We start from the raw sequence: 20,475 nt of genomic DNA, 5'->3' as shown, positions 1-20,475 counted from the left end.
TAGCCGATCGGGACTACTGGACCGATCCGGCGGTCGCGGGCACCTGCGCCTCGGCGGCGCCGGTTTCGCCCTCGCCACCTGCGGGCTTGCGTCGACGCCTGCGACGAGCCGGCTTGGCCGCGGCGGCCGTGTCGTCGGACTCGGCCGCGGCCTCGGGCGCGGTGCCCTCGTCGGCGTTCGTGTCGGCGGCGGTCGCCTCGTCCTCGGTGGGCTTGCGGCGGCGACGCCTGCGGCGGGCGGGCTTGTCACCCTCGGCGCTGTCCTCGGCGGGGGCCGCCTCGGTGCCGGCTTCGGTGTCGGTCGCGGTCGCCTCGGTGGTGGTCGCGTCCGCCGGCTTGCCGCCGCGGGTGCGGCGCCGGCTGCGGGTCGACTTGGGACGCTCGGGGCGCTCCTCGACCACGTCGCCCTCCTCGCGCGCCGGCTTCGGCTTGCGGATGACGCCGGTGACGCCCTCCGGGATGCCGAGATCGGAGTACAGGTGCGGCGAGCGCGAGTAGGTCTCGGCGGGCTCGGGGATGCCGAGGCCGAGCGCCTTGTCGATGGACTCCCAGCGGTGCAGCTCGTCCCAGTCGATCAGGGTGATCGCGACACCGGTGCGGCCGGCGCGGCCGGTGCGGCCGATCCGGTGCACGTAGGTCTTCTCGTCCTCGGGGCACTGGTAGTTGATGACGTGGGTGACGTCGTCGATGTCGATGCCGCGCGCGGCGACATCGGTGGCGACGAGCACGTCGATGGTGCCCTTGCGGAACTTGGTCAGCGCCTTCTCGCGGGCGATCTGGCCCAGGTCGCCGTGCACGGCGCCGACCGCGAAACCGCGCTCGGCCAGGTCGTCGGCCACCTTCTGCGCGGTGCGCTTGGTGCGGGTGAAGATCATCGTGGCGCCGCGGCTCTCGGCCTGCAGCACACGCGCGACCAGCTCGCTCTTGTCCAGCGCGTGCGCGCGGTAGACGAACTGCGCGGTGCGGTCGTGCACCGCCGAGTCGCTGGCCTCCTCGGCCCGGATGTGGGTCGGACGGGTGAGGAAGGTGCGGGCCAGGGTGATGATCGGGCCGGGCATGGTCGCCGAGAACAGCATGGTCTGGCGGGCGTCCGGAACCATCGACAGGATGCGCTCGATATCGGGCAGGAAGCCCAGGTCGAGCATCTCGTCGGCCTCGTCCAGGACCAGCACGCCGATCTTGCCGAGGATCAGGTGGTTCTGGTTGGCCAGGTCCAGCAGGCGCCCGGGGGTGCCGACGACCACGTCGACTCCGTCGCGCAGCGCGGCGATCTGGGTGTCGTAGGGGCGGCCGCCGTAGATGGCGGCGACCTTCAGCGGGCCCTGGTGGTTGGTCAGGTACTTGCTCGCGTTCTCCAGGTCCTTGGTGACCTGGATGCACAGCTCGCGCGTCGGCACGATGACCAGCGCGCGCGGGGTGCCGTCGAGCGGGGTGGTGCCGGTGTCGGCGGTGGCGATGCGGTGCAGCAGCGGCACGCCGAAACCGAAGGTCTTGCCCATGCCGGTGCGGGCCTGACCGATGAGGTCCTCGCCGGCCAGCGCCAGCGGCAGGGTCAGCTCCTGGATCGCGAAAGTGCGCTCGATCCCGATCTCGCCCAGCGCGCGCACGATTTCTTCCCGCACGCCCAATTCGGCGAAACTCGGCGGGATGTGGGTGTTGTCCAGTTCGGCCGTCAGGAGTGTGTCGGTCAAACCGGGTTCCTGTTCGACAGTGATCTTGCTCAGGGTTCGTGCCTTCCTCGTCATTGCATCTCGCACGCACGAGGTGGGGCGGGCCGGTCGGCCCGCGACGACCACATATCCGCCTGTGATATTCACCGGGCCTGCACCGAGCGCTATCGCGTCATCGGCGCGGCACATCGGTGATGCGGATTCGGTGCGCGCACATTTTCCGTGGACTTCGCCGCCGCCGTCCGCCCGCATGTCGCGCGGGTGGAGGCTTCGCCAGCCGCGTCCGCACAGTGCGCCGGAGCGATGAATCTAGCGTTGTCCACGGTGATTGTAGCGTGATAATGTGCGCAACCCGAATTTCGGGAGCGGCGCCGGTCTCGTGAAAACGGGTGTGACCTTCGCTTTCGGCGGTGGAACGGTGTGTCACAGCACAATTCGGAGCACCGGATTTTCGCGCGTGTCCGCCGATGTAACAGAACTCACTTGGTACCGCCGGTACCAGGTATGAGACATTTCTTGTCGTGAGCATCACCGAGACCGTCACCACCGCCGCGCGCAACGCGTGGGCGCTGAGCTTCGGCGCGGGCATCGAGGCGCCCGATCCGGCGCCGTCGACCGTGCTGTACGACGAGCCGCATCGCCTGTTGCGTCGCTACGACGCCGGAACGACCTCGGCCACAACGGATTCCGCGGTGCTGCTGGTGCCGCCGCTGGCCGCGCCCGCGACCTGTTTCGACCTGCGGCGCGACCAGAGCCTGGCCAGGCATCTGGTGTCGAACGGCCGCCCCACCTATCTGGTCGACTACGGCGACATCTCCTTCGCCGACCGTGCCATGGGCTTCGAGGACTGGGTCACCGACATCCTGCCCGAGGCGATCCGGCGCGTGAGCGCCGATCGCGGGGGCGCGCCCGTCGACCTGGTCGGCTGGTCGATCGGCGGGGTGTTCTCGTTGCTCACCGCCGCCGCGAATCCGGACTTGCCGATCCGCTCGGTCACCGGGGTCGGCGCGCCGCTCGATTACGACAAGATGCTCGGCATGCCGCAGGTGCGCGCGGTCGCGAGCCTGACCGGCGGGTGGGCCACCACCGCGGTCGTCCGCGCGGCGGGCGGAATCCCCGCGCCGCTGACCAAACTCGCCTACCGGATCGCCGCGATCGACCGGGAAATCGCGCGGCCGCTGTTCGTCGCGAGCAATATCGCGCGCACCGAGACACTGGCGAAAATGGAATCCATCGATCGTTTCCAGGCGGCCATGCCCGGCTATCCCGGTCGCTTCTACGGCCAGATCTGGGGCCGGTTCATCCTCGCCAACGACATCGGCAAGGGCCGCCTGACGCTGCGTGACCGCACGATCGAACTCGCCGATGTGCGGGTGCCGGTGCTGCTGGTCGGCGGGACGGCCGACGTGATCACCCCGAAGGCCGCTGTCGAGGCCGGTCTACGCACACTCAGCGGCTCGCCGTCGGTGACCTACGAGGTGGCGCCGGGTAGTCACCTGGGCATCCTCGCCGGTCCCGACGCCCGCCACACCACCTGGACCTATCTCGACAAGTTCCTGGCGGAGCGCGACTGATCATCGATCGGGACTAAGGTATGTAGCCATGGGAGCACAGACCTCTGCCGCGCCGGATGTTGTCTCGACCGAACCGCTCGCCGCGGACCACCCCGGGGTGACCGAACTGTTCGCGGTCCTCGCCTACGGCGAGCTGACCGCGTTCTATCGCCTGGCCGAGGAAGCCAAGCTGGCGCCCTCGCTGCACGGGCGGGTGGCGGTGGCCAAGATGGCGGCCGCCGAACTGGCGCACTTCGAGGCGCTCGAGGCCGCGCTCACCGCGCGTGGCGCCGACGCGGAGTCGTCGATGGCGCAGTACCAGGGCGCGCTGGACTCCTATCACGCGTCCACCGATCCCTCGACCTGGCTCGAGTCGATGGTGAAGTTCTACGTCGGTGACGGGCTGGCCGCCGACTTCTACTCCGAGATCGTCGGCGTGCTCCCCGCCGAGGTCGCCGATGTGGTGCGCGAGGTGCTCGCCGAGACCGGCCACTCGCAGTTCGTCGTCGACGAGGTCCGCGGCGCCGTCGCGGCCAGCCGCTCCGAGCGCGACCGGCTCACGCTGTGGGGTCGCCGGCTGCTCGGCGAGGCGATCACCCAGGCGCAGTACGTGATGGCCCAGCGCGACGAGCTCGCCGAACTGGTGCTCGCCGCGACCGGCGACCTCAACGGCATCGCCACCCTGTTCGACCGCATGCAGGAGCGGCACGCCGCCCGCATGGCCGAACTCGGGCTGTAGGTCCTACTCGCCCGCCGCGCGGCCCTGCACCAGGCGGAGTTCCGGTGCGCGCGCGGCGGTTTCGCGCGGCAGCCAGATGACGACCTGCTGGTCGCGTTCCGCCGACAGGGTCTGCACGGTGAAGGTGAGGGTGCCCCGGGTCGGGTGTTCGAAGCCGAGCAGGCTCGGGACGTCCTCGGCCAGGCGGTGTGGTTGCCAGCGGCGCGCGAACTCCGGTTCGGTGCACAGGAACGCGATGATCGCGGCGACCCGCTCGTCGTCGGGGCGGCGCAGGCGGGTGCGGGCCAGCTGGTCGGCCAGGTGATCGGCGAACTGCGGCCAGTCGGTCACGGTGTCGCGTGCCGTCGGATGCCGGAAGGCCCAGACCGCGAGGTTCACCTGATCCCGATCATCGAGCAGGCCGAGCGGGGCGACCAGGTCTTCCCAGGCGCTGTTCCAGGCGAGGATGTTGGCGCGGGGGCCCAGTGCGAACGCGGGCGTCGGCGCGAGCGCGTCGATGACACCGCGCAGCGCGGCGGGTACCTGGTCCAGTGCCGGGTCGAAGGCGGTGCTGGGGCAGCGGGCCTCGGCGCTCGAGGTGAGTGCGAGCCAGCCGAAGTGCGAGCGGTCGGTGTCGTTGAACCGCAGGGCGGTGGCCAGTGCGTCGACCACGGCCATCGACGGATTGGTGTCGCGGCCCTGTTCCAGCCGGGCCAGGTAGTCGGCGCTCACCCCGGCCAGCACCGCGACCTCCTCGCGGCGCAGTCCCGGGGTGCGGCGGCGCCCGCCTGCGGGCAGGCCGACGTCCTCGGGACGCAGCTCGGCGCGGCGGGCGATCAGCAGTTCGGCGAACGCCGACCGGGCGCCCGGCTTGTCTGTCATCTCCGTACCCGCCATCCCTCGATCGTGCCCGGTCTCCGGCGCGGCAGCCACGCCCTGCCGGGTCCAGGATAAGCGCGGTCTGGTTAGCGGACCGCGGTCCGATCAGGGTGGTGGCATGACTTCCTCGACACAGACCCAGCAGCTGAAGACCGGATCCTGGGCGCTGGACGCCAGCCACTCCACCGTCGCGTTCACCGTGCGCCACCTCGGCATCGCCAAGGTCCGCGGCGGATTCACCCGCTTCGAGACCGAGTTCGTCGTCGACGAGAGCGGCGCGGCGACCATCGGCGCCACCATCGACCTCGACTCCTTCGACACCGGCAACGCCGACCGCGACGCCCACGTCCGCAACGCCGATTTCCTCGACGTCGCCAACCGGCCCACCCTGGCCTTCCGCGCCACCGGCCCGGTCCAGGTGTCCGAATCGTTCACCGTCACCGGCGAGGCCACCCTGGGCAGCATCACCAAGCCGCTGACCCTCGAGGTCGAATGGGGCGGCGTCGCCGACTTCATGGACGGCACCCGGCACGCGGGCTTCTCGGCCACCGGTTCCATCAAGCGCACCGACTTCGGCGTCGGCGGCCCGATGCCCGGCATGCTCTCCGACACCGTGAAGATCGAACTCGATATCGAGCTGATCGAGCCCGCCTAGTTCGCTCTCAGCGCAGGCCGGAGTGTCACCGGCGTCGTCGCGCTCGACTAGCCTGGTGTGGACAACACAGGACTCTTACGTTCGGAGGTTGGCCGTGGAGGTCAAGATCGGTATTTCGGATAGCCCGCGTGAGCTCGTGATCAACAGCGCGCAGAGCCCCGAAGAGATCGAAACGCTGGTGACCGAGGCGCTGACCAGCGCGAGCGGCGTCGTCGCGCTCACCGACGAGAAGGGTCGCAAGTTCCTGATCCAGTCGGCCAAGGTCGCCTACGTCGAGATCGGCTCCCCGGCCGTCGGCCGGGTCGGCTTCGCCACCATCTGAGTCCTGACACCGAAAAGCCCCGCACCGGAACCGGTGCGGGGCTTTTCGTCTGTCTGTCACCCGATGGGGTGCAGCGGCACGTGCTTGAGGCCGCCCCAGGCGAGCGCGACGGTGGTGTCGACGGCTTCGTCCTTGGGGATCGGGCGGTCGGCCTCGAGCCAGTAGCGGGCGGTGAACTGGCTCGCGCCGACCAGGCCGACGGCCAGGATGCGGGCCCGGTACGGATCGAGGCCCGAGTCGTGGGCGACCAGGTCGAAGACCGCGTCGACACAGGCTTCGGTGGCCTGCTCGACCCGGCGCTGCACCTGCGGCTCCGAGGTCAGGTCCGACTCGAAGACGAGACGGAAGCCCTGCATCTCGTTGTCGACGAAATCGAAATAGGCGGCGACGGCGGCGCGCACGCGCTGCTTGTTGTCGGTGGTGGAGCGCAGCGCCTGGCGCACGCTCGACACCAGGATGTCGACGTAGTTCTGCAGCACCGCCAGGTACAGCTCGAGCTTGGAGGTGAAGTGCTGGTAGAGCACCGGCTTGCTGACACCGGCCACCTGCGAGATCTCGTCCATGCCCGCGGCGTGGTAGCCGCGCTGCACGAACACTTCGCTGGCCGCGAGCAGCAGCTGCTGGCGCCGCTCGTCACGGGGTAGCCGGGTGCCGCGCTTGGCCGGGACCGTTTCCGGCACCGATCGGCGCGAGGTCATGCGGTCCACGAGGTCTGTCATCTCGGCTCTCTTTGTCGTTTACTCCGCGGCAGGGGTACGCCACCGGTGTCCCACGAACGATACCCGCCTGGTGTTCCCGATAAGTTTCGCCCTGGAAATGTAGTACCAGGCCGAGGGGTTCGCCGGGCCGTAACCGCGCGATCGCGCGCGGCCGCCGCGCGAGCCCACCGACCCACTGTGAGAATCTGATGGGGTGACCGACCGCCCGGAACGACCATCCGGCGGCGGGCGCGATGCCGCTCGCCCCACGCCACCCACCGAGTCCGGTTCTGTGACATCGGCGCCAGAAGGGCGAGAACTCGAGGTCTACGACCCGCTGGGGCTGTACACGCCCGCCGACCGATCCCGCCAGCCGCTGCGTGCCCGCTGGGACCCCACCGACGCCGACACCGGCAGGCCGCGCAGCCCGCAGCGCGACGCGAAGAAGCAGAGCGCGCTGGGCCGTTTCGTCTCCCGCTACGGCTGGCGCGCCTACGCGCTGCCGGTGCTGCTGGCCGTGACGGTGCTCGTCGTCGTCGACGCCGTGCGCGCCGGGCGCACCGCCCCGCCCACCGAACCAGGTTTCGGCGCGCTCAGTCCCGGCGTCGCGCAGTCGGGCATCATCGGCGCCCCGCCCGGGGACGGGAAGTTCCCGGCCGATCTGCCGCTGGGCGCGCTGCCGGAGGGCGGCGAGTTCGTCGAACGGGCCGCGGGCACCTGGCATGTCGTGCCGGGCACCACGGGTCAGGTGGGGGCGGGCACCGAACGCGTCTTCCGCTACACCGTCGAGGTGGAGGACGGCATCGACACCACGCCCTTCGGCGGCGACGCGGCCGTGGCGAAGATGATCGAGACCACCCTGGCCAACCCGAAGAGCTGGACCAACGACCCCCGCTTCGCCTTCCAGCGCGTCGACGCGGGCGAGCCCGACTTCCGGCTCTCGCTCTCCTCGCGCGAGAGCACCCGCGCCGCCTGCGGATTCGAGATCCCGATCGACTCGTCGTGCTACAACGCCGACATCGACCGGGTGGTGCTCTCGGAGGTGCGCTGGGTGCGCGGCGCGCTCGCCTTCGACGGCGACATCGGCTCGTATCGGCAGTACCTGGTCAACCACGAGGTCGGCCACGCGATCGGCTACCACGGTCACCAGCCCTGCGAGAGCGACGGCGGGCTCGCGCCGATCATGATGCAGCAGACCTTCGGCACCAGGAACAACGACATCGCCCAGCTCGATCCGCACGGCGTGGTCCCCGCCGACGGCAAGACCTGCCGCTTCAATCCCTGGCCGTACCCGAGGGGGTGAGCGCTCCCACGATGCGCGACCATGGACGGGAAGAACCCCGCGGCCCGGCATGTTGCATGTACCAGGGAACGCCGCCGATAAACACAGGAGCTCTGACGTGTCATTCAACGGGTCTCTGCCGCCGCTCGTGGAGCCGGCCGCGGAACTGACCAAGGACGAGGTCGCTCGCTACAGCAGGCACCTGATCATTCCCGATCTGGGCGTCGACGGTCAGAAGCGGTTGAAGAACGCCAAGGTGCTCGTGATCGGCGCCGGCGGCCTCGGCTCGCCCGCGCTGCTCTACCTGGCCGCGGCCGGGGTCGGCACGCTCGGCATCGTCGAGTTCGACGAGGTCGACATGTCGAACCTGCAGCGCCAGGTCATCCACGGCGAATCCGACATCGGCCGGTCCAAGGCCGACAGCGCCCGCGATTCCATCCTGGAGATCAACTCCGGCATCGACGTGCGGCTGCACAAGATCCGCCTCGAGCCCGACAACGCGGTCGAGTTGTTCCGTGAGTACGACCTGATCGTCGACGGCACCGACAACTTCGCCACCCGCTACCTGGTCAACGACGCCGCCGTCCTCGCGGGCAAGCCCTACGTGTGGGGCTCGATCTACCGCTTCGAGGGTCAGGTGTCGGTGTTCTGGGAGGACGCCCCCGACGGCCGCGGCATCAACTACCGCGACCTGTACCCGGAGGCCCCGCCGCCGGGCATGGTCCCGTCCTGCGCCGAGGGCGGCGTGCTGGGCGTGCTGTGCGCGTCGATCGGTTCGGTGATGGTGACCGAGGCGATCAAGCTCATCACCGGCATCGGCGAGACGCTGCTGGGCCGCCTGATGGTCTACGACGCACTGGACATGAACTACCGCACCATCAAGCTGCGCCGCGATCCGGAACGTCAGCCGATCACCGAACTGATCGACTACGAGGCGTTCTGCGGTGTGGTCTCCGAGGAGGGCATGGCCGCCGCGGCCGGGTCGACGATCACCGCCGCCGAGCTGAAGCATCTGCTCGACGCCGACAAGATCGAACTGATCGACGTCCGCGAACCGGTCGAGTGGGACATCGTGCACATCGAAGGCGCGACGCTGATCCCCAAGGACCGCATCCTGTCCGGCGAGGCGCTGGCCGAGCTGCCGCAGAACAAGCCGATCGTGTTGCACTGCAAGACCGGTATCCGTTCGGCCGAGGCGCTGGCCGCGCTCAAGCGGGCCGGTTTCGCCGATGCCACGCACCTGCAGGGCGGCGTCGTCGCCTGGGCCAAGCAGGTGGATCCGTCGCTGCCGGTGTACTGATCGAGTAGCTGCGCCGTTGCCGACCTCGCCGAAGATTGCGGCGAGGTCGCAATGTGCCGGTGTGCCAGCGTGCCTTCGGGCTTCGGCGGCGACACCGGGGTTACGGTACGGCCGTGACCTCAGTCGAACCTCCGGAACATGTGCGAGCCACGTTCGGGCTTCGCGAAGTGACACCGGTGTCCCTGGGCGATTGGGACGGCGGCTGGCGGCTGGGCGAGGTGGTGCTGAGCCCGGTCGCCGATCACGCGCGGGCCGCCTGGTCGGCGAAGGTGCGTGAGACGCTGGTGGTCGACGGTGTGCGGTTGGCCCGGCCGGTGCGCGCCACCGACGGCAGGTACGTGGTCTCCGGCTGGCGGGCCGACACCTACATCGATGGCGCCCCGGAGCCCCGGCACGACGAGGTGGTGTCGGTCTCGCTGCGATTACACAAGGCCACAGCGCAATTGGAGCGGCCGCGGTTCCTGGTGCAGCCGCCGGTCGCGCCGTGGGTCGACGTCGACGTGTTCGTCGCCGCCGACCGTGCCGCCTGGGAGTCGGTGCCGCTGCGCAGCCTGCGCGCGGGCGGCGTGCCCATCGCCCCGACCCCCGACGGTCAGCGCAGCCTGGAACTGATCGGCCAGTTGGCCACCCTGCGCAAGCCGGTGCGCAGTCCCGACCAACTGGTGCACGGCGACCTGTTCGGGACGGTCCTGTTCGCGGGCGCGCACACCCCCGGCCTCACCGACATCACCCCTTACTGGCGGCCCGCGGCCTGGGCGGCCGGCGTGGTCGTCGTGGACGCCCTGGCCTGGGGCGGCGGCGACGACGGACTCCTCGACCGCTGGTCGACCCTGCCCGAATGGCCGCAGATGCTGTTGCGCGCCTTGATCTTCCGTCTGGCCGTCCACGCCCTGCACCCCCGCTCCACCCCCGAAGCCTTTCCCGGCCTGGCCCGCACCGCCGACATGGTCCGTTTGGCACTGTAAGGGCGGATTGCGCCGATCGTGACCGATGGGTCGGATGTGGTTTCAAATCCATTGAGACCCAACGTTTCCTGGCGTAGCGCGTGCTATCTTCATCGAGCATCGCCGCCATGTGTCCTGCGCCGGACCGGGGGACCCACCGCGGCCCGTCACGAGCGGTGAGGATTGCTGCGGGTGAGAATCCAGCCCAGACAACAGATTCTGGATATTTGGAGCGCCATGCTCTCGGCCTGCTACCGGGACGAGAAATGGCACTGGGACGGCGTGCTCGCCGCGAATTCCATCAGCGATTCCGAGCAGCTGCTGTGCCTGCTCTATCCGGCGACCGAGATCGAGAGCTTCGCGCTGGACCGGCCCGAGGCCATGTCCGACGACGTGAAGTTCGTCCTGGAGGCCTTCGGCGGCCAGGCCAGGATCGGCATCACCGTGCTCGGCCTCGTCGAGGAATACCTCGCCCGCAACACCGATCCCGACGGCTTGCCCCGCTTCGACGCGGGCAGTTACCTGCGCGCGCCCGGTGACGGCGAACCCACCCAGGCCCAGCACACCCTCGAAGTGGTGGACGGCTACTCCATGTCGGTGACGCTGTGCATCGCGGCGCTGGGCTTCGCGCGCGTGTTCGACCGGTGGGCGCGCACCGAACGCCGCAAGGACATCAGCGCGCGGATCACCGAGCTCAGCGCAGGCCTGAGCACCCGCCTGACCGCCGCGATGACGGGCCTGGTGCGCAGTTTCGTGGTCAACACGGCCTCGCCGCGCTCGCCCGCGGGCAAGGTGATGCTCGGGATGCTCAACCAGTCGGGACAGTCGGAGAAGGCGGTCGTCGACGCGGTGGCCCGCAGCCTCGACCGCGTGCGCGCCCGCCTGCGCAACGACGTCACGTTGGGCAGGGCGCCGGAATCCGAACTCGACGACGAGGATCTGCTCTTCGAGTGCGGGTGGAGCTGGGGCGTGGTGCAGGGCGCCGACCCGGTCGACTTCGTCCCCGACGAAATCGGTTCCAGCATCGGCTACGCCGATCCCCGCCCCTACCTCTACTTCACCATCACCGCCCTGGACGGCATCAACGACGTGCTCTCCCAGCGCACCAGGGAGCTCGACCTGCTCGACGACACCCAGTACCGCCTGGCCGAGGCGCTGCGCATCCGCTGGGACATCACCCAGCGCTACTGGGCCACCGTCGCCCGGTTCGGCAGCGGCACCTGGCCGCTCGAGGACATCCCGTGGCGGACCTCCGACGGCGAGGAATCGGACTACTTCTCGCTGATCGTGTCCGCGGTCCTGATCCAGGAACTGGTCGCCCGCACGGCCTCCGACGACGACCTGACCCGCGCGATCGGCATCTTCGACGAGCTCGCCCGGCGGGGCCGCATCATCCGGCGGACCACCCAGGACGACCCGTCGGTGGCGCTGCATCACCCCGGCGTCCGGATGACGCTGCGCGGCAGCGAACTCGTCGAAGGCGGCGGCCCCCGGCTGGAGTGGATCGCCTCGGACTTCGCGCCGGTGCTGCTCAAGCGCAGTCTGCAGGCGGCGCGCCTGTCCGGCAACATCACCGCGCGCGACCGGCTGATGGAACTGGCCAAGAAGGTGATGGACCATCTCGACCTGCGCATGATCTCCGAGGGCGATGCCGCGGGCCTGTGGGACGACCCCGGCGCCGTCTTCGGCACCGCGGCCGCGCCCGGCCAGACCCGCCCCTCGTGGTACATGACCGAGCGCGTCATCGAATGCCTGGTCACCGCCGACCGCACCTACCGCGAGCCGCCGCTGCGCTCACCCGCCATGGTCGTGCGCGCCGTCGAACTGCTCAACGAGGCCGAGCACCTGCTCAACCAGGAGATGCTCAATGTCAGCGTCGAGGACACCTCGGCCAATCGCACCGCGCTCGACGGCGTCGAGCAGCAGCTGGCCAGGGCCAGAGACGTGGTGAATCTGCAACCGGGAACGGCGTTCACGCTCGCCTCGGCGGCTCTGATCGAACTCGACCGGCTCGCCTACGCTCGTCTCGACGCGATGAGGAGCACCTGACCCGATGATCGTTTTCGCCACCTCGGACAAGGGCGGCACCGGACGGTCGGTGACCAGCTGCAATCTGGCCTACCGGCTCGGGCTGCGCGGCATCAGCACGGCCTATCTCGACTTCGACTTCGGGTCGCCCACCGCGGGCGCGCTGTTCGAGCTCAGCGCCGTCGAACGCGGCACCCAGCCGGGCAGCGGCCTGCACTCGTATCTGCGCGGCCACAACACCCTGCCCCAGCGCATCGACGTGCGGGCCAACACCAATCGGGATGCCCTGCGCAGTCAGCGTTCTCGCGGCGGCAAGCTGGTCCTGCTGCCCGGCGACGAGGGCGGCGGCGAGGCCATGTCGGCCAACGACCAGCACGTGGTGCGGCGCTGCCGCGAACTGCTGCTCGACCTCGACAGCACCTACAAGGTGGTGATCGTCGACCTGAGCGCGGGCCGGTCGGTGGCCATGCAGATCGCGCTGGAAGCGACGCGGCCGCAGGACATGCCGGACAAGGAGGTGTGCTGGCTGGTCTACCACCGCTGGACCCGCCAGCACCTGATGGCCGCGCAGGGCCTGGTCCACGGGCCCAAGGGCCTGTTGAAGACGGGGGTGGAACTCGGCTACGCCCCCGACGACCTGCTGGCCCGGATCCGCTTCGTGCGCACCGCCGTTCCGCGCGTCACCGACGAGCACGCGGCCAGCGGCGGCCCGCAGGCCGCGTGGCTGCTCAAGCAGAACGACGCGCTGCGTTCCCTCGCGGCCGAGTACCGCCTCGGCGCCGGTGCGCTGCTGGGGGAGACCCCGGTGGAACCGGTCCTGCAGTGGCGCGAGCAGATCGTGCTCGACGCGGATGTCAACGCGGGCATCGCCAATCGCGCGACGGTGGAGGCGTTCGAGGAACTCGCGCGGCGGCTCTGGGATCGCGCGACCTGGGTGCGCGTCTAGCGTTAGAATCCGCTCCGGTTCTGTCCGGTCGGGTAGGCAAGGGGTTGCGGTGGTTGGTGGCGCTGTCTACGCCGAGTCGACGGCGTCCGTGCGGGTGGAGGACGTTCCGCTCGCGCATCTGTCGATCGAGGTCGGGCACTTCTACATGTCCGATCTGCTCAACGGCGAAGCGGCCATCGCCGCCCAGTTCAGCAAGGTCGCCCCGCTGCTCGAGGCGTTCACCGACATCGCCAGGCGGGAGTTCGCCGAGGTTGCGGGCGGCCCGTCGCGCGTGCGGGTGAGTACCTGTTTCCTGCTCGACGACTACTTCCAGACCGACGCCGACCCCAGGCAGATCGTGCCCAAGCTGCTGCGCATCGCCCGCGAATGCGGTGTGCGGATCGACTACCTGGCCAGCGAGGCCGGGTGCAGCCGGTATCTGCGCCGTCAGCACGACGAACCGCGGATTCCGCTGGCGCAGATGGTCGCCGACTCGATCGTCGCCGAACCCGCGCCGGGCAGTACCGGGCGGCGGCCGCCCACCGCGGAATCCGGGTGGCTGTGCAACGGTGAGCGTTCCAGCGACCACGAGCCGGGCCAGGCCATGGAGGTCAACTACCGGCCGCCGGTGGAGTTCGCGGCGCGCAATCACTCGATCTTCCTCGACGTCGAGATGTGGCGCGACCGCGGCGCCGGGCAGGACGTGCTCTGGTCGTGCCCGTTCCTGGCCTCGGTGTGGCAGCTGCTGCGGCTGGGCATGCTGCGCTACGAGGGCAGGGCCGTCGTCGACGCCGAATACTGGGAGCCCGAGCACGACTGGCCCGCACGCTGGGAGGACTTCCCGAGCGTGATCCGGCTCCAGGAACGGGCCGCGCCGTTCGCGGCGTTCCGTTCGCTGTCGCTGCTGCCGCAGCGGTACGTGGGCATCGAACACGCGGTGCGCATGATACTCGATCATGTGCAGCCCGATCCCGCCGTCGTCGCGCTCATCGCCCGGCGCGCGAACGAGCAGGGCGTCACGATGACCGACGACGTCACCGACCGCCTCTCGCATTTCTTCCTCAGCACGGTGTGATCGCCGTGCCGTGGCCCGGGCGACCGGTTACGCTGCAGCAATGCAACTCAGCGGTGGTCCGCTGGCACTTCTGGGTGAAGTGCGCACCGGCCTGCTCCCGGAGTCGGCGGCCCTGAGCCGCGGGTCGGCGGCGGAATTGCTGACCCTGGTTCGCGGCCGCCGCGTGCAATCGCGCGAGCGGCCGGTGAGCTGGGCGCAGTCCCCGGTCATCGCCGAGGGAGTCGACTGCCGGCTCGCCACCCCGTCGCGTGGCCGGGTCCGCGGGGTCGGCACCGTCGCGGCGCACGCGGTCGTGCTCGGCGGCCGGATTCTGCAGAGCTCGGCCATGGCCACCGTCACCGCGGCCGAGGGCACGCACCGGCGCGGCTGGGGCCACTATCTGAGCCGGATCGGTCTCGTCGAGATCCTCACCCGGATTCCCGCCGACATCGGCGCCCAGCTCGTCGACGGTTTCCTCGGCCCCGGCGATCCCACCGTGGCGACGCTGGATCCCGGCGCGATCGCGGCCCGCCTGCACATGCGGGTGCGCACCGATCCGATGCTGAATCAGAAGCCGCCCATCCAGACCGGCGCGTCCCGGCTGCGCTGGGCGGCCAGGGTGGAGCGCGGCGCGGCGCCGAGCATGTCGTTCGTGCTCGTCGACGACGAGACCAGGCTCGCCTCGGTCGTCGTCGGCGACGACGCGGAACTGCCCGCGGTGCAACGCTTCTGCGAAGACCTGGCCATGCACGACTGGCTGCTCACCGTGCTCACCGAAGTGATCGACGAGGCCGAGATGGCCGAGCTGTCGCGCAGTTCACCCGCCCAGGTGCTCACCCCGCTGCTGGAACACCTGGTCCACCTGTGGCTGCCGGGCGCGTTCACCCCGCCGCCGCTGCGCGGTCTGTGGACCGGTCTGGAGAGCAATCCGGGCTTCACCGTGCAGTGGAACTCGCGGATCGGGCAGCTGCGCGACCGGGTGGCGGTGGCCACGCTCGGCGCGCTGACCCGCAGCCAGAGCCGGTGGTGATCAGAGCCGGAACAGCTGACGCACGAGCAGAGCGAAGAACACCGAGGTCGAGACGATGCCCGCGTAGGACTCGACGATCAGCGTCGCCTGCGCGAACGAGCTCAGCGTGGGCAGGTCGTCGGTACCCACCGGATTCAGGAAGTTGAGCAGCCCCACCCTGGTGGCCGTGGCGAACCCGATCCCGGTGCTGGACAGGTAGAAGACCGCGACGAAGACCGCGATCTCGAGCGCGATCCACGCCAGCAGCAGGAACGGCCGATACCCGTAGCCGCACAACAGATCCGAGACGGTGCCGGGCAGCCGCCGCCAGCGCGGACTGCGCGCCCTGGTCTTGGCCCGCGCCATGTTCAGCCCGCACCGGTCCTGACCGCGCGGGTTCTCGGTGCTGGTGTGCAGGCGGTAGGCCTGCCGGTAGGCCAGGGCGGCGTGTGCGGGGAGCCGGTGTGCCGAAAGCTGTTCGCCGAGTTCCTCGTACACCTCGGCGAGCAGGGTGGACTGGGTGCGGCTCAGACGCAGCGGACCGCGGAATTCGACCTCGGCGGCGAACAGCGCGGTGAGCACGGTCTCGCAGGCCAGCTCGCGGCCCGCGTTGTCCAGCACGTCGGGGTCGGCGTCGCGGTAGAGGTGGGCGAAGACGAGGCTGTCGCCGACTCGGCGCGAGGACGGCGGGACATAGTCGGCGAGGAACTGTTCCACGCGGTGGTTGAGCTCGTCGAGCAGCGTGTATTCGGTGGCGGCGCCGGGCGCGCGCTGGAAATCGGCGATCACCTCGGCGAAAGCCCCGGCGTGCCTGCGGATGAGCGTGGTCTTGGAGGCGACGAAGTCGCCGAGCCGGTCGTGTTCGGCGTACTCGCTCATCCGTCGTCGACCGGTCCGCGATCTTTGCGCCAGCGCCGATCGGCCGGGTCGGCGGCGGACCACTCGGGAGATATGCGGTGCACCAGCAGGTCTCGTGGCTCACCCGCGCCGAAATACTGTTCCTCGTGGTCGAGCCAGGTGAAGCCGGAGTCTTTGTAGAGATTGGCCGCGGGCACGTTCGACGGCCGCACGGTGATGAAGATGGCCTCGACCTGCGAGGACCGGCAGCGTGCGAGCGCGCGGTCCAGGAGTGAACGGCCGAGCCCCTGACCCTGAAAGTGTGTCGACACGGCAAGCCCGATCAGCCACGCGCTGCGCCTGCCGACCGCGACGAGTGCGTACCCGCAGATCGCGCCGTCCAGATCGGCGACCACCCATTGTGATCCGTGAATATCGAACAGTTGCCGTAGTGCGAAATAGGGGTAGGCCAGCGGCGTGAATTCTTTCGATTCGAGCTCGGCGATCGCGGCCAGATCATCGATGGTGGCGGACCGGAATCGTAGCTCCGCCTGCTCCTTCGAGATGTTCAATACCGCTCACCTCTGCCGCCCCGGTGCAAGTCCGCTTTCCAGAGTAAAGCGCGGCACCGGTCGCGGCCACCACGATGGCCGAAATGTGTTGGCACACAGCCGAAGGCCGCGTCCGGGGAGGGGAACCCGGGCGCGGCCTTCGTGGTCGGAGAGCTGGGGGTCAGACGTTGGCGTAGGCCAGGGAGGGGACCTTCTCGATGGCGAAGGAGCTGCGCAGGTAGTACCACCAGGTGACAGCGGCCATCACCAGGAAGGCGCCGGCGTAGGCCCAGAAGGCGGGAGCCATGGTGCCGAAGTTGATGTTGGACAGGCGAAGTGCCTGCTGCAGCAGGTAGCCGCCGGAGGCGCCGATCGCGCCGATGACGCCGATCGCGGCGCCGGCCTGGCGGCGGGCCGAGGCGTTGGCCTCGGTGAGGTCGAGGCCGTGTTCGGAGGCGTGCTTCTTGGCGGTGGCGCTGAAGATGGACGGGATCATCCGGTAGGTCGAGCCGTTGCCGATGCCGGTGAGCACGAACAGCAGCAGGAACGCGGCCAGGTAGAGCGGGAAGCTCTTCAGGTCCAGCGCCACCATGATCAGCGCGACCGCGACGGCCATGCCGGAGAACACGAACACGGTGATCTTGGCGCCACCGATCTTGTCCGAGACCCAGCCGCCGAACGGACGGCTGAACGAGCCGACCAGTGCGCCGAGGAAGGCCAGGTTGCCCAGCGTGGTGATCCAGCCGATCTTGGCCAGGTCGGGGAAGTTCGCCTTGATCAGGGTGGGGAAGGCGAAGGAGAAGCCGATGAACGAGCCGAAGGTGCCGATGTAGAGGAACGACATGATCCAGGTGTGCGGATTGGTCAGCGCCAGCCGGTAGGACTTGCCGTCGGACTTGGCGTTGGTGATCGAGTCCATGTAGCGCAGCGCGCCGAACGTGGCGACCAGGATGAACGGAATCCACACCAGCACAGCGAGAGTGATGCCGAACCGGTAGCCTGCCGCGTCCTTGGCCGTCAGGTGCGTGCCGAAGGTGATCAGCAGCGGCAGGACCAGCTGGGTCTGCGCGACGCCGAGATTGCCACCGGCGGCGTTGATGCCGAGCGCGGCGCCCTTCTTGCCCTCGGGGAAGAAGAACGAGATGTTGGCCATCGAGGAGGAGAAGTTGCCGCCGCCGAAACCGGCGAGCGCGGCGAGCACCAGGAACACCCACATCGGGGTGCCGGGCTGGTTGACGAAGTAGGCCAGGCCCAGCGTCGGGATGAGCAGCATGGCCGCGCTGAAGGCGGTGAACGCCCGCCCGCCGAAGCGGGGGATCGCGAAGGTGTAGGGGATGCGCAGGGCCGCGCCGACCAGCGTCGGCGTCGAGGTCAGCAGCAGCGCGTTGCTCACCGCGACCGGGTTGCCCTTGCCGAGGCCCTCGAGGAATCCGAAGCCGGCGGCACCCATGCTGGTGACGACCGTGCCCCAGATGACCCAGACGCTGAAGCCGAGATTCTCGGCGAAGACGGAGAAGATCAGATTCTTGCGGGCGGTCTGCTTACCGCCGGATTCCCAGAATTTCAGGTTGTCGGGTTCCCAGTGGGTCAGCCAGCGACCCTTCTTCTCATATGCGAAGGACGGGTTGTCCGTCTCCTGGCCGGTGGCGGCAATCGCGGTCATCGGCTTCCTCTCGATCGAGCGCGTAACGCGGGGTCGAGTCAACGGTAGGAAGCGGTTGTTGCGTAGCCGTGGCCTCAGGTGACGATCCAGCCAACTCGGGCTCACCGGGGAAAGCGGCGGCTGGTGACCGTCCGGTTACATCAGCGATCGGGGTACTGGCCGATGAGGGTGGCCAGGAAGCAGCGGGTGGCCTGCATCGCCTTGTCGGCGTCGCCGTCGATGACGGCCTGCACCAGTTCGGCGTGCTCGGTGTCGTAGGCGTCGTCGGAGCGGGAGGTCCGCGCGTGGATCACCTGCTCGATGATCGGCAGCAGCGAATCGTAGAACTCCAGGTATACCGCGTTGTGGCTGGCGACGACGATCGCGCGGTGCAGTTCCACGTCGGCGGCGATGGCCACCGGGTCCGGCTCGTTCCAGGTGCGGTTGCTGCGTTCGGCCAGCAGGCGGCGCAGGTTGGCGATGTCGGTGTCGTCACGACGACGGGCGGCCAGGCCCGCCGCGGTGGTGTCGAGGGCCTGCCGGAGCTCGAGGATGTCGCGCTCCTCGGCGTCGGCGAAGTACTTGGCCAGGGTGCCGCCGACCTCCGAGGTGGCGATCACATAGGTGCCCGAGCCCTGACGGCGCTCGAGCATGCCTGCGTGGACGAGGGCTTGCACGCCCTCGCGGACGGTGTTGCGCCCGGTCCCGGTGAGCTCGGTGAGTTCCGGTTCGGTGGGGATCCGTTGGCCCACTGGCCAACGGCCGGAACGGATTTCGGCCCGAAGCTGCTCGGTGACCTGGGCGATGAGGCTGGTTCGCCGGACGGGTTGCACGACAGCAAGGGTACCGCTGCTCACAATCCATTGCCCCGATCATCGGGTCATCCTATGATTTACCGGTGACCGCGACCCTCCCCGATTCCCGAACCCTGCCCGATTCCGGCACCCGCAACCGTGCCCGCGCACTCCTCGAAGGCCGCCTGCTCGTGCTGGCGGCCATCGTCATGTCGGCGCTCACCCTGCGGGCCGCGGTCACCGCGTTCAGCCCGCTGGCGGAGGAGATCGGCGCCGACGTCGGGTTCGGGACGGCGATCGTCGGCGTCTTCGGCATGCTGCCGACCGCCATGTTCGCCGTCGCCGGACTGGTCACACCGGTGCTGGTGCGCCGGTACGGGCTGGAGCGGACGGTCCTGGTCGCCATGTTGCTCGCCGGTGTCGGCTCGCTGACCAGGGTGTTCGCGCACAGCACCGGCGAACTGCTGGCCTTCTCCGGCGTGGTCCTGCTCGGTATGGGCATCGGCAACGTGGTGATCCCGCCGCTGGTGAAGCGGTATTTCGCCGACCAGCTGGCCGCGATCAGCTCCCTCTACATCGTGATGGTGCAGCTGAGCACCGTTGTGCCCGCCTTCGTCGCGGTGCCGCTCGCCGAGGACCACGGCTGGCGGATCTCGATGGGCGTGTGGGCGCTGGTCGGCTTCGCCGCCGCGGTGCCGTGGTTGTTCGTGCTGCGCGACCGCAAGGGGCGCGACCTGGTCGACGTCACCGCGCTGCCCGCCGAACCCGCGCCCGCCGCGGGGAAGGCCTGGCGCTCGCCGGTGGCCTGGGGCATGGCCGCGATGTTCGGCATGACGTCGCTGACCACCTACGCCATGTTCGCCTGGCTGCCCAAGATCCTGTCCGACGCGGGCGCGAGCGCGGGCTTCGGCGGCAGCATGGTCGGGCTGTTCGCACTGATGGGTCTGATTCCCGCGCTCGCCGCGCCGACGGTGGTCTCGCGGATGCGCAACCCGTTCCCGGTGGTCGTCGGCTGCGTCGCGCTGTTCGTCATCGCCTTCGCCGGCCTGCTGATCGCGCCCATGGGCGCGCCGGTGCTGTGGGTGGTGCTGCTCGGCCTCGGCCCGAGCACCTTCCCCATGGCGCTCACCCTGATCAACCTGCGCACCCGCACCCCGCAGGGCTCGGCGGCGCTGTCCGGGTTCACCCAGGGCGTCGGATACGCGGTCGCCTGCGTCGGCCCGCTGCTGTTCGGCATGCTGCACACCTGGACCGGTGGGTGGCTGGCCCCGTTCGGTCTGCTCATGGTGGCCCTCGCCATCCTGCTGGCCGGGGCCTGGCAGGCGTGCAAGCCGCGCATGCTCGAAGAGACCTGGTGACGGCGAACTCCTCACCGTCGGCCATTTCCCGAAGTGCGCTTTCCGCGACTCTGGTCTAGAGTCGCGGAAAGCGGCGTAGCTCACACCCTCACCGGCGCATACCCCGAATTCTCGCCGCTTCCTTACCGGCGGAAATCGGCGTGTCACACGGCGGAAACAAACGCCTCGATCTCACCCCCGTAAATCGGGAATCGTGAGAAACCGTTGATTCAGGCGACATTTCCCGCAGCATTCCGGCAATACCCATTTCCTACCGT

19 protein-coding genes are annotated in these 20,475 nt (G+C 69.4%); 12 read left to right on the top strand and 7 right to left on the bottom strand.

The features are described from left to right. Positions 1 to 13: 13 nt before the first annotated feature. Positions 14 to 1,744: a DEAD/DEAH box helicase gene (locus DFR69_RS06045; RefSeq protein WP_110036439.1), complete on the bottom strand. Its 1,731-nt coding sequence runs from the start codon at positions 1,742 to 1,744 to the stop codon at positions 14 to 16. Positions 1,745 to 2,190: 446 nt separating this feature from the next. On the opposite strand from DFR69_RS06045, the gene DFR69_RS06040 reads away from it, so the two are divergent. Beyond that, positions 2,191 to 3,243, top strand: coding sequence for an alpha/beta fold hydrolase (locus tag DFR69_RS06040; protein WP_110036438.1), 1,053 nt, complete (start codon positions 2,191 to 2,193; stop codon positions 3,241 to 3,243). 28 nt (positions 3,244 to 3,271) lie between these two features. Then, on the top strand, positions 3,272 to 3,961 hold the full coding sequence (locus DFR69_RS06035; RefSeq protein WP_110036437.1) for a ferritin-like fold-containing protein: 690 nt from the start codon (positions 3,272 to 3,274) through the stop codon (positions 3,959 to 3,961). A 3-nt stretch (positions 3,962 to 3,964) separates the two neighbouring features. Here the strand turns inward: DFR69_RS06035 and DFR69_RS06030 are convergent, their stop codons facing one another. Then, complete coding sequence (locus DFR69_RS06030; RefSeq protein WP_244198109.1) at positions 3,965 to 4,837, bottom strand: helix-turn-helix transcriptional regulator; 873 nt, start codon at positions 4,835 to 4,837, stop codon at positions 3,965 to 3,967. 100 nt (positions 4,838 to 4,937) lie between these two features. Here DFR69_RS06030 and DFR69_RS06025 point away from each other — a divergent pair, with 100 nt between their 5' ends. Both DFR69_RS06025 and DFR69_RS06020 read left to right on the top strand, forming a co-directional pair. After that, positions 4,938 to 5,474, top strand: a complete 537-nt coding sequence (locus DFR69_RS06025) for a YceI family protein (RefSeq protein WP_110036435.1) — start codon at positions 4,938 to 4,940, stop codon at positions 5,472 to 5,474. A gap of 94 nt (positions 5,475 to 5,568) precedes the next feature. After that, positions 5,569 to 5,796 carry a DUF3107 domain-containing protein gene (locus tag DFR69_RS06020; protein ID WP_110036434.1) on the top strand — a complete coding sequence of 76 codons (228 nt, stop codon included), beginning with the start codon at positions 5,569 to 5,571 and terminating at the stop codon, positions 5,794 to 5,796. Positions 5,797 to 5,852: 56 nt separating this feature from the next. On the opposite strand, the gene fasR is transcribed toward DFR69_RS06020, so the two are convergent. Continuing rightward, positions 5,853 to 6,515 carry an HTH-type transcriptional activator FasR gene (gene fasR / locus DFR69_RS06015; protein WP_110036433.1) on the bottom strand — a complete coding sequence of 221 codons (663 nt, stop codon included), beginning with the start codon at positions 6,513 to 6,515 and terminating at the stop codon, positions 5,853 to 5,855. A 193-nt stretch (positions 6,516 to 6,708) separates the two neighbouring features. Here fasR and DFR69_RS06010 point away from each other — a divergent pair, with 193 nt between their 5' ends. The 7 genes from DFR69_RS06010 (at position 6,709) to DFR69_RS05980 (ending at position 15,057) form a co-directional block, all read left to right on the top strand. Continuing rightward, on the top strand, positions 6,709 to 7,797 hold the full coding sequence (locus tag DFR69_RS06010; protein WP_167456167.1) for a DUF3152 domain-containing protein: 1,089 nt from the start codon (positions 6,709 to 6,711) through the stop codon (positions 7,795 to 7,797). A 49-nt stretch (positions 7,798 to 7,846) separates the two neighbouring features. Continuing rightward, a complete protein-coding gene (moeZ, locus tag DFR69_RS06005) occupies positions 7,847 to 9,076 on the top strand; it encodes an adenylyltransferase/sulfurtransferase MoeZ (protein WP_373867018.1) in 1,230 nt (409 codons plus the stop codon). Positions 9,077 to 9,189: 113 nt separating this feature from the next. After that, positions 9,190 to 10,041, top strand: coding sequence for a TIGR02569 family protein (locus DFR69_RS06000; RefSeq protein ID WP_110036430.1), 852 nt, complete (start codon positions 9,190 to 9,192; stop codon positions 10,039 to 10,041). Between the two features lie 171 nt (positions 10,042 to 10,212). Further along, positions 10,213 to 12,069: an SCO2524 family protein gene (locus DFR69_RS05995; RefSeq protein ID WP_261774411.1), complete on the top strand. Its 1,857-nt coding sequence runs from the start codon at positions 10,213 to 10,215 to the stop codon at positions 12,067 to 12,069. Positions 12,070 to 12,073: 4 nt separating this feature from the next. After that, positions 12,074 to 12,994, top strand: coding sequence for an SCO2523 family variant P-loop protein (locus DFR69_RS05990; protein ID WP_110036428.1), 921 nt, complete (start codon positions 12,074 to 12,076; stop codon positions 12,992 to 12,994). Between the two features lie 49 nt (positions 12,995 to 13,043). Further along, positions 13,044 to 14,048: an SCO2522 family protein gene (locus tag DFR69_RS05985; protein WP_110036427.1), complete on the top strand. Its 1,005-nt coding sequence runs from the start codon at positions 13,044 to 13,046 to the stop codon at positions 14,046 to 14,048. Between the two features lie 40 nt (positions 14,049 to 14,088). Next, entirely contained in the window at positions 14,089 to 15,057 is a 969-nt protein-coding gene (locus DFR69_RS05980; protein WP_110036426.1) for an SCO2521 family protein, read from the top strand. Here DFR69_RS05980 and DFR69_RS05975 read toward each other — a convergent pair whose 3' ends face one another. The 4 genes from DFR69_RS05975 to DFR69_RS05960 form a co-directional block, all read right to left on the bottom strand. Next, positions 15,058 to 15,915, bottom strand: coding sequence for a hypothetical protein (locus DFR69_RS05975; RefSeq protein WP_110036425.1), 858 nt, complete (start codon positions 15,913 to 15,915; stop codon positions 15,058 to 15,060). It lies immediately after the preceding gene. Further along, the gene (locus DFR69_RS05970; protein ID WP_110036424.1) at positions 15,912 to 16,445 is read right to left on the bottom strand and encodes a GNAT family N-acetyltransferase; all 534 of its coding nucleotides are present in this window, start codon (positions 16,443 to 16,445) and stop codon (positions 15,912 to 15,914) included. The genes DFR69_RS05975 and DFR69_RS05970 overlap by 4 nt, the downstream gene beginning before the upstream one ends. A 160-nt stretch (positions 16,446 to 16,605) precedes the next feature. Beyond that, positions 16,606 to 18,087: an MFS transporter gene (locus tag DFR69_RS05965; RefSeq protein ID WP_110036423.1), complete on the bottom strand. Its 1,482-nt coding sequence runs from the start codon at positions 18,085 to 18,087 to the stop codon at positions 16,606 to 16,608. A gap of 140 nt (positions 18,088 to 18,227) precedes the next feature. Beyond that, entirely contained in the window at positions 18,228 to 18,899 is a 672-nt protein-coding gene (locus DFR69_RS05960) for a FadR/GntR family transcriptional regulator (protein WP_110036422.1), read from the bottom strand. 65 nt (positions 18,900 to 18,964) lie between these two features. Between DFR69_RS05960 and DFR69_RS05955 the strand changes: the two genes are divergently transcribed. Then, complete coding sequence (locus DFR69_RS05955; RefSeq protein ID WP_244198108.1) at positions 18,965 to 20,218, top strand: MFS transporter; 1,254 nt, start codon at positions 18,965 to 18,967, stop codon at positions 20,216 to 20,218. The last annotated feature ends 257 nt before the right edge of the window (positions 20,219 to 20,475 follow it).

It is taken from the genome of Nocardia neocaledoniensis (genome assembly GCF_003182135.1).
Taxonomy (GTDB): Bacteria; Actinomycetota; Actinomycetes; order Mycobacteriales; family Mycobacteriaceae; genus Nocardia; species Nocardia neocaledoniensis.
The sequence above is the reverse complement of the archived record's forward strand: the minus strand, read 5'-3'. Positions and strand labels throughout refer to the sequence as shown.

Bases quoted from the DNA above. Each gene is read 5' to 3' on its own strand.
- DFR69_RS06045 (WP_110036439.1), bottom strand. From the start codon at position 1,744: ATGACGAGGAAGGCACGAACCCTGAGCAAGATCACTGTCGAACAGGAA.
- DFR69_RS06035 (WP_110036437.1), top strand. From the start codon at position 3,272: ATGGGAGCACAGACCTCTGCCGCGCCGGATGTTGTCTCGACCGAACCG.
- DFR69_RS06030 (WP_244198109.1), bottom strand. From the start codon at position 4,837: ATGGCGGGTACGGAGATGACAGACAAGCCGGGCGCCCGGTCGGCGTTC.
- DFR69_RS06025 (WP_110036435.1), top strand. From the start codon at position 4,938: ATGACTTCCTCGACACAGACCCAGCAGCTGAAGACCGGATCCTGGGCG.
- fasR (WP_110036433.1), bottom strand. From the start codon at position 6,515: ATGACAGACCTCGTGGACCGCATGACCTCGCGCCGATCGGTGCCGGAA.
- moeZ (WP_373867018.1), top strand. From the start codon at position 7,847: ATGTTGCATGTACCAGGGAACGCCGCCGATAAACACAGGAGCTCTGAC.
- DFR69_RS05990 (WP_110036428.1), top strand. From the start codon at position 12,074: ATGATCGTTTTCGCCACCTCGGACAAGGGCGGCACCGGACGGTCGGTG.
- DFR69_RS05980 (WP_110036426.1), top strand. From the start codon at position 14,089: ATGCAACTCAGCGGTGGTCCGCTGGCACTTCTGGGTGAAGTGCGCACC.
- DFR69_RS05975 (WP_110036425.1), bottom strand. From the start codon at position 15,915: ATGAGCGAGTACGCCGAACACGACCGGCTCGGCGACTTCGTCGCCTCC.
- DFR69_RS05965 (WP_110036423.1), bottom strand. From the start codon at position 18,087: ATGACCGCGATTGCCGCCACCGGCCAGGAGACGGACAACCCGTCCTTC.